The sequence below is a fragment of the Streptomyces sp. NPDC012466 genome (genome assembly GCF_042955215.1).
In the GTDB taxonomy this organism is placed as follows: Bacteria; Actinomycetota; Actinomycetes; order Streptomycetales; family Streptomycetaceae; genus Streptomyces.
Genome location: NZ_JBIBEQ010000003.1, coordinates 733,407 through 745,650, shown reverse-complemented (window position 1 = coordinate 745,650; position 12,244 = coordinate 733,407). Strand labels below are relative to the sequence as shown.

Genomic DNA, 12,244 nt, shown 5'->3' with positions numbered 1-12,244 from the left:
TGTTGAGTTCTCAAGGAACGGTCGCTTCCTTTGTACTCACCCTCTCGGGCTTTCCTCCGGGCTTCCCTTCGGTCTTGCGTTTCCGACTCTATCAGATCTTTTCTCGACCCGATTTCCTCGGTGCTTTCCAGGTTTCCGCTTTCGCGTTTCCCTTTCCGGCGGTTCCGACTCTATCAGATCCTTTCGGGCCCGATCCCCGGTCAGCGGGGTTTGTCTTCGCGACTGTTGGGCCGTTCCGACGAGTGAGACTTTAGCGGATTCCCCGGCTCCCGAGCCAATCGGGGGCCTCGTCCTTTCGAACGTGGATTCCTCATTCCGTAAATACACACGCCAATGAAGCGACGACAGATGTACTGCACGTCGAATAGTGGTTGGTACCTGCGGATTGGCTGCCCGGGGACCGACCGGGGTCGGCGCTCACGTCGGGCAACTCGGAGAACACTACGTACAGGGTCTGGGCGTGTCAACTCAAGGGCGGACGGCACTCACGGGGCGTACTCTGGGCCGCATGACGACGCGTACGTGCACCCAGCTGTGGTGGGCCGCCTGACGGCGGCCGTCCCCACGTATGCACGCGACGGCCGCCGCTTCGGCGGCCGTTTTCGTTTCTCCCTCCGGCACCACGGAGGGGCGGCCGCCCGGAGGCGGCGGTCCCGGCCTAGGAGGAGGAGAGATGACACGGGTCTTCAGCGGGGTCAAGCCGACGGGGCATCTGACGCTGGGGAACTACCTGGGGGCCATGCGGCGGTGGGCCGCGGTCGACCAGCACGATGCCGACGCCTTGTTCTGCGTCGTCGATCTGCACGCCCTGACCGTGGACCACGATCCCGCGCGGGTGCGCCGGCTGAGCCGGCAGTCGGCGACGCTGCTGCTGGCGGCCGGACTGGATCCGGAGCTCTGCACGGTGTTCGTGCAGAGCCATGTGGACGAGCACGCCCGGCTGTCGTACGTACTGGAGTGCGTGGCCACCGACGGTGAGATGCGGCGGATGATCCAGTACAAGGAGAAGGCCGCGCGGGAGCAGCGGCGGGGCGGGAGTGTGCGGCTGTCGCTGCTGACGTATCCCGTGCTGATGGCGGCGGACATCCTGGCGTACGGGGCCGACGAGGTGCCGGTGGGGGACGACCAGGTGCAGCACGTCGAGCTGACGCGGGACCTGGCGGTGCGGTTCAACCAGCGGTACGGGCATACGTTCGTGATTCCGCGGGCCACGCGGCCGGGGGTGGCGGCGCGGGTGATGAATCTGCAGGATCCGGCGTCGAAGATGGGCAAGAGCGATGACGTCGGGCCCGGCATCGTCTACCTGCTGGACGAGCCGGACGTGGTGCGCAAGAAGGTGATGCGGGCCGTGACCGACAGCGGGCGGGAGGTCGTGTACGACCGGGAGGCCCGGCCGGGGCTCGCCAACCTGCTGGAGATCCTCGCGGCCTGCACGGGCGGGGAGCCCGAATCGTTGAGTGGTGCGTACACGTCGTACGGGGCCCTGAAGAAGGACACCGCGGAGGCTGTGGTCGAGGTGCTCCGGCCCTTGCGGGTCAGGCACCAGGAGCTGTGTGCCGATCCCGGTTATGTGGAGGGGGTGCTGCGGGACGGTGCGGAGCGGGCCCGGGGGATGGCCCGGCCGACGGTGGACGCCGCGTATCGCGCGATCGGGCTGCTGCCCGCCGTGACGGAGGCGGCCGGTGCCGGGGCCGTGGCGGCGGTGTGAGGTGACGTCGCCGCGGGGGCGGGAACGGGCCCGCCCCCCGGTGGTCAGCTGTTGTTTCCGGAGGCCAGGGCGCGGCTGCGGTCGCGGGCGGCTTCGAGTGCGGCGATGAGGGCGGCCCGCACGCCGTGGTTCTCGAGTTCGCGGATGGCGTTGATCGTCGTGCCGGCGGGGGACGTGACGTTCTCGCGGAGCTTGACCGGGTGTTCGCCGCTGTCGCGGAGCATCGTCGCGGCGCCGATGGCGGACTGGACGATCAGGTCGTGGGCCTTGTCGCGGGGCAGGCCGAGGAGGATGCCGGCGTCGGTCATGGCTTCGACCAGGTAGAAGAAGTAGGCCGGGCCGGAGCCGGACAGGGCGGTGCAGGCGTCCTGCTGGGACTCGGGGACGCGGAGCGTCTTGCCGACGGCGCCGAAGATCTCCTCGGTGTGGGCGAGGTGGTCGGCGGTGGCGTGGGTGCCGGCGGAGATGACGGACATCGCCTCGTCGACGAGGGCGGGGGTGTTCGTCATGACGCGGACGACCGGGGTGTCGGGGGCGAGGCGTTCCTCGAAGTAGGCCGTGGGGATGCCGGCGGCGCCGCTGATGACCAGGCGGTCGGCGGGGACGTGGGGGGCGAGCTCGTCGAGCAGCGTGCCCATGTCCTGCGGTTTGACCGTGAGGATCAGGGTGTCGGCGGTCTTGGCGGCTTCGGGGTTGGTGACCGGGGTGACGCCGTAGCGGGTGCGGAGTTCCTCGGCTCGTTCCGGGCGGCGGGCGGTGACCAGGAGGTCGGCCGGGGTCCAGCCGGCCCGGATCATTCCGCTGAGCAGGGCTTCGCCGATCTTGCCGGTGCCGAGGACTGCGACTTTCTGGGTCATGGCTGGGGTGCCCTCCGGGGGTTGCGCGTCGTCCGGGTTCATCCTCGCACTCGGGGGTGGCGGGCGGGGGTGATGTCCGGTGGGCGGAATGCCGGCACCTTCGCCGGGTGGTCTACGCCGTCCGGCGCCTGAGGGTCGCGGCGCCCAGGGTCAGAACCAGGAGTGCGCAGCCCGCGACGATCAGGACGTCGCGGACGAACGTGGCGGTCATGTCCGTGTGGCGGAGGACCTCGTTCATGCCGTCGACGGCGTAGGACATGGGGAGGACGTCGGAGAGGGCCTCCAGGGCCGGGTGCATGTCGTCGCGCGGGGTGAACAGTCCGCACAGGAGGAGCTGGGGGAAGATCACCGCCGGCATGAACTGGACCGCCTGGAATTCCGAGGCCGCGAAGGCCGAGACGAAGAGGCCGAGGGCCGTGCCGAGGAGGGCGTCGAGGAGGGCCACCAGGAGGAGGAGCCAGGGGCTGCCGGTGACGTCGAGGTCGAGGAACCAGACGGCGAGGCCCGTGGCCAGGGCTGACTGGATGATCGCGAGGGTGCCGAAGGCGAGGGCGTAGCCGGCGATCAGGTCGCCCTTGCCGAGGGGCATGGCGAGGAGGCGTTCGAGGGTGCCCGAGGTGCGTTCGCGCAGGGTGGCGATGGACGTCACGAGGAACATCGTGATCAGCGGGAAGATCCCGAGGAGGGACGCGCCGATGCTGTCGAAGGTGCGGGGGCTGCCGTCGAAGACGTAGCGCAGCAGGAACAGCATCACGCAGGGGATCAGGATCAGCAGCGCGATGGTGCGTGGATCGTGGGTGAGCTGGCGCAGGACCCGGGCGGCGGTGGCGACGGTGCGGGAGGCGCTCAGGCCCTTCGGTGGGGTGGCCGGCCCGGTGGCGGTGGTGGTCATCGGGTCGTCTCCTTCGTGCGGTCCGCTTCCGCTGCCTCGTCGACCAGGTGGAGGAAGGCCTCCTCGACCGTGGCGGCGCCGGTGCGGGCCCGTAGAGCGTCGGGTGTGTCTCCCCCAGCCTCCGGCCGGGAGGTGCCCCCGGCCAGGAGTTCGCCGTCGCGCATGAGGAGGAGGCGGTGGCAGCGTTCGGCCTCGTCCATGACGTGGGAGGAGACGAGGATCGTCGCGCCGCGGCCGGTCGCGATGTCGTGGAAGAGGTTCCACAGGTCGCGGCGCAGGACCGGGTCGAGTCCGACGGTCGGTTCGTCGAGGACGAGGAGTTCGGGGGTGCCGAGGAGGGCGACGGCCAGGGAGACGCGGTTGCGCTGGCCGCCGGAGAGGTTTCCGGCGAGGGCGTCGGCGTGGGTGGTGAGGTCGACGTCGGCTATCGCGCGGGTGACGTCGGCGTCGCGGCGGTCGGCGGAGGCGCGGCCGGGGTCGAGGATCGCGGCGAAGTAGTCGAGGTTCTGGCGGACGGTCAGGTCGTCGTAGACGGACGGAGCCTGGGTGACGTAGCCGATGCGGGTGCGCAGGGCGGGGTGGCCGGCGGGGTGGCCGAGGACGTCGAGGGTGCCGGTGACCTTGGCCTGGGTGCCGACCAGGGCGCGCATCAGGGTCGACTTGCCGCAGCCGGAGGGGCCGAGGAGGCCGGTGATCCGGCCGCGGGGGACGGTGAAGCCGAGGTTGCGCAGGACCGTGCGGGGGCCGCGGACGACGGTGAGGTTCTCGGCGTGGACGGCCGGCGTGTCCGGGCCCGGGCGTGGCGAGCCGGGAGCATTATTCATCATGTGATGAATAATGCTCCCGGGGGTCGGACGCGTCAAGCGGCCGCGGCGGCCGGGCGCGCGTCAGGCCGGGGTCCTCGCGAGGAGGAGGACGACCTCGTAGGCCTCCTCCACGAAGCCGTCCGGGAAGGCCCGGAGGAGGAGTTCGCGTTCCGCCGCCAGGAACGCCGCGGTGTGTTCGGGGCCGTGCACCAGGAAGACCGAGTGGCTGCCGATGTTGGCGAGGTGCGTATCGACCGGGACGCGGCGGCTCCAGCGGACCGTGCGGCGGGTGAAGTCGAGGCGGCCGGTGGGGTCGGCGGCGCGGGCGTTGACGTTGCGCTTCTCGGCGGAGACGTCGATGTGGAAGTGGTGTTCGGTGCGGGCGGCGGCCTCGGCGATCCAGGGGACGTCGAGGGCGTCGGTGTTCCACCACAGGGCGAGGGCGCCGCCGGGGCGCAGGACGCGCAGGGCCTCCGGGACGGAGCGGGCGGGGTCGGTCCAGTGCCAGGCCTGGGCGTAGGTGACGAGGTCGACGGAAGCGTCGGCGAGGGGGAGGTCGTCTCCCGTGCCGCGGATGATCGGGATGCCGGGGAGAGTGCGGCGGAACTGGGCCGCCATGCCGTCACCGGGTTCCACGGCGACGACGTTCGCGCCCCTGCCGTGCAGGAGGGCGGTGGCGATGCCGGTGCCGGCGCCGACGTCCGCGACGCGGGCGCCGGTGAGGGGGCGGCCCGTCAGGTCTTCTATGGCGTCGAAGAGGGCCGGTGGGTAGGAGGGGCGGTTGGCCGCGTACTGGGCCGCGGCGGCGTTGAAGGAGTGCGCTCGGGCGGTTCGGGCGGGCTCGGCGGCGGGGGGTTCGGTGGTGAGGTCGGCTCCGGTGGGGTGGTCGGCGGAGGGAGGTGTGGTCATACCGCCATGGTCGCCGGGCGTGGGGTGCGGTGCGGTGAGATTCCGGTGAGATCAGCGGGGGTTGACGCGCAGGTGGGCCGGTTCCGCTGGGGAGTCAGGCCGTTTCGGCGATCCGACCGTCCGGCCGGACTTGTCGTGGCTGACGACCAGCACGGGGCCGCGTCCAGACGGAGAGCGCCTTCGGCCACCTCACTTCGGCCTCCGTTCGAGCAGGACAGCCTCGCTCCCTGCCTAGCGGCGGGCGAGGCGCGTGAGGGTGACGCCGTTGGGGAAAGCGGTGCGCTCGGCGACATCGAAGACGGTGGGGTCGAAGGCGCCGTCGAAGGCCGGGATCCCGGCGCCGGCGACCACCGGGTAGTGCTTGACGACCAGTTCGTCGATCTCGGGCAGGAGGGCGCCTGCGAGCTTGCCGCCGCCGCAGAGCCAGACGTGCAAGCCGGTGCCCTCCTCCCGCTTGAGTTCGCGGACGAGAGCGAGCGGGTCGCCCGGAACGACGGTGACGGCCGGGTCGACGTCCGTGTCGAGCGTGCTGGAGACCACGTACTGCCGCAGGTGTGCGTAGGGGCTGGTGATCCCCCGGTCGAGGGGGTCGCGGTAGGTGCCGAGGCCCATGACGACGGTGTCGAAATACCGGTGGGGTGCGTCGGCGAGGCCGGCGGCGGCGCGGTAGGCGGTCGGGACGGTCTCGGGGTAGAGGGTGTTGACCCAGGCGCTGTACGCGGTGCTCTGCTGTTCGTCACCGGCGGGGAAGAAGTCGTACTCGCCTCCGGGGCCGGCGATACGGCCGTCGAGCGTGACAGCGATGTAGTACACGAGCTTTCGCATCTCTGCTGACTCCACACGTAGTACTCTCCTTGAAGTGCTTTGAAAGTAGTACTACAGTTGGAGTGGTGTCAATGGTGAGACGGAACGACCAGCGGCGCGCGGCGCTCGTCGACGGGGCGATCGAGGTGCTGGCCAGAGAGGGAGCGCGAGGTCTGACTTTCCGGGCCGTGGACGCCGAGGCCGCCGTACCGGCTGGGACCGCGTCCAACTACTTCGCCAACCGGGACGACCTGCTCACCCAGGCCGGTGCCCGTGTCTACGAGCGGCTCCAGCCCGACGAAGCGACGATCGCGCGCCAGCAGGCGGCCGGCCGCGACCGGGAGACCTACGCCGTGCTGATGCGGGAACTGGTCGGCCGCATCGCCGCCTTCCGCACCGGCTACCTCGCCCTGCTCGAACTGCGCCTCGAGGCCACCCGCCGCCCCCAACTGCGCAAGGTCCTCACCGAGCGGGTCCGCGCCGACGTCGAGGCCAACGTCGCCCACCACGAAGCGTCCGGGCTCCCCGGCGACGCCATGGCCGTCAAGTTGCTCATGCTGACCCTGAACTGGCTGATCGTCGAGCAGCTCACGCTGCCGGACGTCTTCACCGAGGCGGAGCGCGAACAACTGGTGACGGCGGCGGTCGAGCGCATCGTGGCGGCGCACTAGGCGGCCGGGCCCCCTGGTCGCGTTCCGCGGGAAGCGGGCCGGGCGCGGCGGCGCTATGCCGGAGGACTACGCCCGGCGGCGGTTCTTCGGGTTGCCGGAGCGGCGGGTCGTGCGCTTCTCGTACTGCTTGCGGGCCTCTTCGTACTCCTCGCGGTGGAGCCTCTCTCCGGGCGCCTCGGTGAGGGAGCGGAAGAAGTAGGCGAGGAGGGAGCCGACGAAACCGACGGTCAGAAGGCCGCGGAGGGACGCCTGGCGGTCGGGGTCGGGGCGGCGGGTGAAGCCGTCCCAGGTGTGGCGGAAGGCCATCGCGCTGCAGATCGCGAACATCACGACCATGAGGAGGGTGACGAAGCCGCCGATGGCGGCGATCTGAAGGCCCTGGTAGGCGAGACGGAGCACGAGGCAGGAGACGGCCGCGGCGGCGAGGGAGCCGACGGCCACGGCGATACGGCGCGCGGTGTAGCCGTTGTCGTGGTCCAGCCAGGTCGTGCCGAAGAAGCGCAAGGGCTCGGGGCGGGGCCCGAGGCCCTCGGCCTGGGAGCCCGCGGGGGTGGCAGGGGTGCTGTCGGCTGCACTCACGGGTCGATTATGGCCCCTGCCGGGCCGCGGGCTCCGGGCGGCTCAGCCGCAACGCGAGGCCACGTAGCCGTCGCTGCCCGTCTTCACGTAAGCGTCGGCGACGAACTCGCCGTTGCTGATGTTGTCCCAGATGTTCGACGTGCCGTACGTGCCGGTGACGGTGGTCCCGGGGGTCTGACAGTAGATCGGCACCTGAGCGCCCACGGGAAGGTAGCGGACGATGCCGTAGGAGGTGCCCGGGCCGGTGCGGACGGCGAGGCTGACGCCCGGCGCGACCGGGTAGTAGCGCACGGCCGCGGTGGCCTCCGCGGTGGCCGCGCCCACCATGAGGAGGGCTCCGGTGAGCCCGGCGAGCATCACGGATCTGCGTTTCAGGGACGTGGTCATGAGCAGTCCCGGCGTGGTGGCGGTCGGATCAGGAGCAGCGCGGACGGACGTATCCGTCGCTGCCGGTGTTCACATAGGCGTCCGAGACGTACTCGCCGTCGTCGATGTTGTCCCAGATGTTCGAGCTGCCGTACGGACCGGCAACCGTCGTGCCGGGCCTCTGGCAGAAGATGGTGACCCTGGCTCCCTCGGGCAGGACGCGGACGAGGGCGTAGCCGGTGCCGGGGCCGCTGCGGACGTTCAGGCGGACGCCCGGGGCGACGGCGTACGAGCGCAGGGCCGACGCCGCCATGGTGACGGCCTCTCCCTCGCCTCTGCCTTCGAGTTCCTCGACATGGTCGACAGACATGACAGTTCTCCCCCGTTGAGCCCCATGACTGCCATGGGGTCCCGTTGATTCCCCCGAATCACACCATGAAACACATGTGCGCAACTCGTGCGTGGAGGCTAGCAAGCCGCCTCTGTCCCCTACGAGTCTTCGACTAGGCTCCGTGCGTCGCGCGCGCGGACGAACAGCACGGGGGTGGTCCCATGGCGCCACAGCGGAACGCCGGAGCGGGCGCGGAAGCGGAACTTCCCGAATACGCCGGTCACTACCGTCTGGAGTCCTGTCTGGGCTCGGGCGGCATGGGTGTCGTGCATCTGGCCCGGAGCACCTCCGGGATGAAGCTCGCGGTGAAGGTCGTGCACGCCCAGTTCGCCAAGGACCCCGACTTCAGGGGGCGTTTCCGGCAGGAGGTGGCGGCGGCGCGCAGGGTGAGCGGCGCCTTCACGGCACCCGTCGTCGACGCCGACCCGGACAGCGAACGGCCCTGGATGGCCACGCTGTTCATCCCGGGGCCGACCTTGTCCGAGCAGGTCAAGCGGAACGGCCCCATGGAGCCGGCCCAATTGCGGCGCCTGATGGCGGGGCTGGCCGAGGCGCTACGGGACATCCATCGTGCCGGGGTCGTCCACCGGGATCTGAAACCGAGCAACGTCCTGCTCGCCGACGACGGACCGAAGGTCATCGACTTCGGTATCTCCCGGCCGCTGGACAGCGAACTGCGCACCGAGACGGGGAGGTTGATCGGTACGCCGCCCTTCATGGCGCCCGAGCAGTTCCGGCGCCCGCGCGAGGTGGGTCCGGCCGCCGACATCTTCGCGCTCGGGTCGGTGATGGTGCACGCGGCCACGGGACAGGGGCCGTTCGACTCCGACAGCCCGTACATCGTCGCCTACCAGGTCGTGCACGACGAGCCCGACCTGACCGGTGTGCCGGACGAGGTCGCGCCGCTGGTGCTGCGGTGTCTCGCGAAGGAGCCGGAGGAGCGCCCGACGCCGGACGAGTTGATGCGGGAGCTGCGATCCGTCGCGGCTTCGTACGACACACAGACGTTCATACCGGCTCAGCGGACCGGGGACACCGAAGGTTCGTGGCCGCCCGCCGGGAAGCCCGTCCGCGCCGTGGAAGCCGGTCGTGCGGTGGAAGCCGGTCGTGGCGGGCGACGGTGGCTCGGCAGGCGGGCGGTCCTGGGCGCCGGGGCGTTCGGCCTGGCCGTAGTCGGTGCTCTGGCCTCACTCCCGCTGCTCGACGGTGCCGGCGGCTCACCACGGCCCGCCTCCCCGCGGACCACGTCCGCCGCGTTCACCGGGTGGCAGACGGCACCGGCGGCCGGGGACAGCGCACCCTTGTGCTCCCACGGGGCCGGACGGCTGCTCTGCGCCACGTCCGGAATGGTCTTCGCCCTGGATCCGTCCGACGGCCACCTGCTGTGGCGGCACCCCGTCGCCAAGGGGCCCCGGAGGGAACCGCCGGTGCTTGCGGGTGGACTCGTACAGCCCTCGACGGGCCAGGGGCGTCGCCTGGAGGCGCTCGATCCGGCCTCGGGCAAGGCGCGCTGGCAGCGGGACATACCCGAGGCCGGCAGTGCGGTGGACGCCGGCGGCATGCTCCTGGTCACCGGTGCCGGCGGGAAGGTCACCGGCGTGGACGGCGCCTCCGGTGACCCGCGGTGGAGCCACCGGATCCCCGGCCATGAGGTGCCGTACCTCGCCACGTTCCGCGGTGACCCGCTGGCGTACGCCACCAGCGCGTCGGGGGACGGGAAGAGCACCCGGCTCAGCGTGGTGGACCCGCAGACGGGTGACGTGCGGTCGGACGCCCGGCTCGACGGGACGCTGAAGCCCTTCGGCACGACGGACGGATCGGTGTTTCTCCTGTCGGTCGACGCGGTGCACGGCGACGCGCGGGCCGTGGTCCGCTACACCCCACGGACGGGTGAGACCCGACGGGTGCCCCTCGCCGTCCCCCTCCAGCAGGCCCATGGCGCCGTGCGCGGGAACCTGGCCTATCTCATGGGGACCGGGGGATCGTTGGTGGCCGTCGATCTCGAGGCACGTGAGCAGCTGTGGAATCTGGAGACGGGCACGATGCGGGGGTCCACGCCGGTCGCCGATGACCGGCACGTGTACGTGACCGCGTCGGACGGGCGGCTGCTCGCCGTCGACGCGCGGCGCGGGAAGGTCGCCGGGCAGACGTCTCCCCGGCTGGGCGACCGGTCGGACCGGATCCCGGCCGCGCTGCCCGAGCCCGTGGTCGTGGGCGACCGGGTCTACGGCAGTGCGCCGGACGGGACCGTCTTCGCCGTGAGCGGGCGCGATCCGGCGGCCTGGTAGCAGTCGGGCATGCGCGAGGGCCGCCCCCGGCAGCGCGGGAGACGGCCCTAGGCGCGAGAAGGGGTCACCCCAGCTTCGAAACGTCCCGCACGGCGCCCTTGTCCGCGCTGGTCGCCATCGCCGCGTAGGCCCGCAGCGCCGCCGAGACCTTGCGCTCGCGGTTCTTCGGGGCGTACACGCCGTTCAGCGCCTGCTCGCGGCGGGCCAGCTCGGCGTCGTCCACCAGCAGCTCGATGGCACGGTTCGGGATGTCGATGCGGATGCGGTCGCCGTCCTCGACCAGGGCGATGGTGCCGCCCGCGGCCGCCTCGGGTGAGGCGTGGCCGATGGACAGCCCGGAGGTACCGCCGGAGAAACGGCCGTCCGTGACCAGCGCGCAGGTCTTCCCGAGGCCGCGGCCCTTCAGGTACGAGGTCGGGTAGAGCATCTCCTGCATGCCGGGGCCGCCCTTGGGGCCCTCGTAGCGGATGACGACGACGTCGCCGTCCTTGACCTGCTGGGTGAGGATCTTCTGGACGGCCTCCTCCTGCGACTCGCAGACGACCGCCGGGCCCTCGAAGGTCCAGATGGACTCGTCGACACCGGCCGTCTTCACGACGCAGCCGTCCACGGCCAGGTTGCCCTTGAGGACCGCCAGGCCGCCGTCCTTGGAGTAGGCGTGCTCGGCGGAGCGGATGCAGCCGCCCTCGGCGTCCTCGTCCAGGGCCTCCCAGCGCTCGGACTGGGAGAAGGCCTCGGCGGAGCGGACGCAGCCGGGGGCCGCGTGCCACAGCTCGACGGCCTTCGCGGAGGGGGAACCACCGCGCACGTCCCACGTCTTGAGCCAGTCGGCGAGGGACGGGCTGTGCACGGAGTGGACGTCCTCGTTGAGCAGGCCGGCCCGGTGCAGCTCGCCGAGCAGGGCGGGGATGCCGCCGGCGCGGTGCACGTCCTCCATGTAGTACGTGCGGTCCTTGGCGACGTTCGGGGCGACCTTGGCGAGGCAGGGAACGCGGCGGGAGACCTCGTTGATCTCCGTGAGGCCGAAGGGGACGCCCGCCTCCTGGGCCGCGGCCAGCAGGTGCAGGATCGTGTTGGTGGAGCCGCCCATGGCGATGTCGAGGGCCATGGCGTTCTCGAAGGCCGCGAAGGACGCCACGCTGCGGGGCAGGACCGTCTCGTCGTCCTGCTCGTAGTAGCGGCGGGTGATGTCCATGACCGTGTTCGCCGCGTCGACGTACAGCTGCTTGCGGGCGGTGTGCGTGGCGAGGACCGAGCCGTTGCCCGGGAGGGACAGGCCGATGGCCTCCGTCAGGCAGTTCATCGAGTTGGCGGTGAACATGCCGGAACAGGAGCCACAGGTCGGACAGGCGTTCTCCTCGATGCGGAGGATGTCCTCGTCCGAGATCTTGTCGTTCACGGCGTCGGAGATCGCGTCGACCAGGTCGAGGGTGCGGACGGTGCCGTCGACGAGGGTGGCGCGGCCGGACTCCATGGGGCCGCCGGAGACGAAGACCGTGGGGATGTTCAGCCGCAGGGCGGCGTTCAGCATGCCCGGGGTGATCTTGTCGCAGTTGGAGATGCAGATCAGGGCGTCGGCGCAGTGCGCCTCGACCATGTACTCCACGCTGTCCGCGATCAGGTCGCGGGAGGGCAGGGAGTAGAGCATGCCGCCGTGGCCCATGGCGATGCCGTCGTCGACGGCGATCGTGTTGAACTCGCGCGGGATGCCGCCGGCCGCGACGACCGCCTCGCTGACGATCCGGCCGACCGGCGCCAGGTGCGTGTGCCCCGGCACGAACTCCGTGAAGCTGTTGGCGACCGCGATGATCGGCTTGCGGCCGATGTCCGCACCCGGTACACCGGAGGCGCGCATAAGGGCGCGGGCGCCCGCCATGTTGCGGCCGTGGGTGACTGTGCGGGACCTCAGCTCGGGCATCGTCGCTCGCTCCTTCGACAGACGGCGTCAGAGGATTCGGAGATTTCTGACTGCT

The 12,244-nt window shown here is 71.1% G+C and carries 12 protein-coding genes; 3 read left to right on the top strand and 9 right to left on the bottom strand.

Annotation, left to right across the window (positions count from 1 at the left end; genetic code table 11):
* The first annotated feature begins 673 nt into the window (after positions 1–673).
* Positions 674–1,708 (top strand): tryptophan--tRNA ligase, encoded by a 1,035-nt coding sequence (trpS, locus tag ACFY9E_RS15860; protein ID WP_390983644.1) that lies wholly within the window; start codon positions 674–676, stop codon positions 1,706–1,708.
* 44 nt (positions 1,709–1,752) lie between these two features.
* Here trpS and proC read toward each other — a convergent pair whose 3' ends face one another.
* The 5 genes from proC to ACFY9E_RS15835 all read right to left on the bottom strand — a co-directional run bounded on the left by proC (position 1,753) and on the right by ACFY9E_RS15835 (position 5,997).
* Positions 1,753–2,565, bottom strand: a complete 813-nt coding sequence (gene proC / locus ACFY9E_RS15855) for a pyrroline-5-carboxylate reductase (RefSeq protein WP_390983642.1) — start codon at positions 2,563–2,565, stop codon at positions 1,753–1,755.
* A 112-nt stretch (positions 2,566–2,677) separates the two neighbouring features.
* Positions 2,678–3,457 (bottom strand): ABC transporter permease, encoded by a 780-nt coding sequence (locus ACFY9E_RS15850; RefSeq protein ID WP_390983639.1) that lies wholly within the window; start codon positions 3,455–3,457, stop codon positions 2,678–2,680.
* Complete coding sequence (locus tag ACFY9E_RS15845) at positions 3,454–4,284, bottom strand: ATP-binding cassette domain-containing protein (protein WP_390983636.1); 831 nt, start codon at positions 4,282–4,284, stop codon at positions 3,454–3,456. The genes ACFY9E_RS15850 and ACFY9E_RS15845 overlap by 4 nt, the downstream gene beginning before the upstream one ends.
* A gap of 60 nt (positions 4,285–4,344) precedes the next feature.
* Entirely contained in the window at positions 4,345–5,172 is an 828-nt protein-coding gene (locus ACFY9E_RS15840; RefSeq protein WP_390983634.1) for a methyltransferase domain-containing protein, read from the bottom strand.
* Positions 5,173–5,403: 231 nt separating this feature from the next.
* Positions 5,404–5,997, bottom strand: coding sequence for a dihydrofolate reductase family protein (locus tag ACFY9E_RS15835; protein ID WP_390983631.1), 594 nt, complete (start codon positions 5,995–5,997; stop codon positions 5,404–5,406).
* A gap of 71 nt (positions 5,998–6,068) precedes the next feature.
* On the opposite strand from ACFY9E_RS15835, the gene ACFY9E_RS15830 reads away from it, so the two are divergent.
* Positions 6,069–6,647: a TetR family transcriptional regulator gene (locus ACFY9E_RS15830; RefSeq protein WP_390983723.1), complete on the top strand. Its 579-nt coding sequence runs from the start codon at positions 6,069–6,071 to the stop codon at positions 6,645–6,647.
* Between the two features lie 66 nt (positions 6,648–6,713).
* Here the strand turns inward: ACFY9E_RS15830 and ACFY9E_RS15825 are convergent, their stop codons facing one another.
* The 3 genes from ACFY9E_RS15825 to ACFY9E_RS15815 are packed head-to-tail and all read right to left on the bottom strand — an operon-like array spanning position 6,714 to position 7,962.
* Entirely contained in the window at positions 6,714–7,226 is a 513-nt protein-coding gene (locus tag ACFY9E_RS15825) for an EamA/RhaT family transporter (protein ID WP_390983628.1), read from the bottom strand.
* Between the two features lie 42 nt (positions 7,227–7,268).
* Positions 7,269–7,583: a hypothetical protein gene (locus tag ACFY9E_RS15820; protein WP_390983720.1), complete on the bottom strand. Its 315-nt coding sequence runs from the start codon at positions 7,581–7,583 to the stop codon at positions 7,269–7,271.
* 58 nt (positions 7,584–7,641) lie between these two features.
* Positions 7,642–7,962 carry an SH3 domain-containing protein gene (locus tag ACFY9E_RS15815; RefSeq protein ID WP_390983626.1) on the bottom strand — a complete coding sequence of 107 codons (321 nt, stop codon included), beginning with the start codon at positions 7,960–7,962 and terminating at the stop codon, positions 7,642–7,644.
* Between the two features lie 182 nt (positions 7,963–8,144).
* On the opposite strand from ACFY9E_RS15815, the gene ACFY9E_RS15810 reads away from it, so the two are divergent.
* Positions 8,145–10,271, top strand: coding sequence for a PQQ-binding-like beta-propeller repeat protein (locus ACFY9E_RS15810; RefSeq protein ID WP_390983623.1), 2,127 nt, complete (start codon positions 8,145–8,147; stop codon positions 10,269–10,271).
* 64 nt (positions 10,272–10,335) lie between these two features.
* Here the strand turns inward: ACFY9E_RS15810 and ilvD are convergent, their stop codons facing one another.
* Entirely contained in the window at positions 10,336–12,189 is a 1,854-nt protein-coding gene (ilvD, locus tag ACFY9E_RS15805) for a dihydroxy-acid dehydratase (RefSeq protein ID WP_390983621.1), read from the bottom strand.
* Between the last annotated feature and the right edge of the window lie 55 nt (positions 12,190–12,244).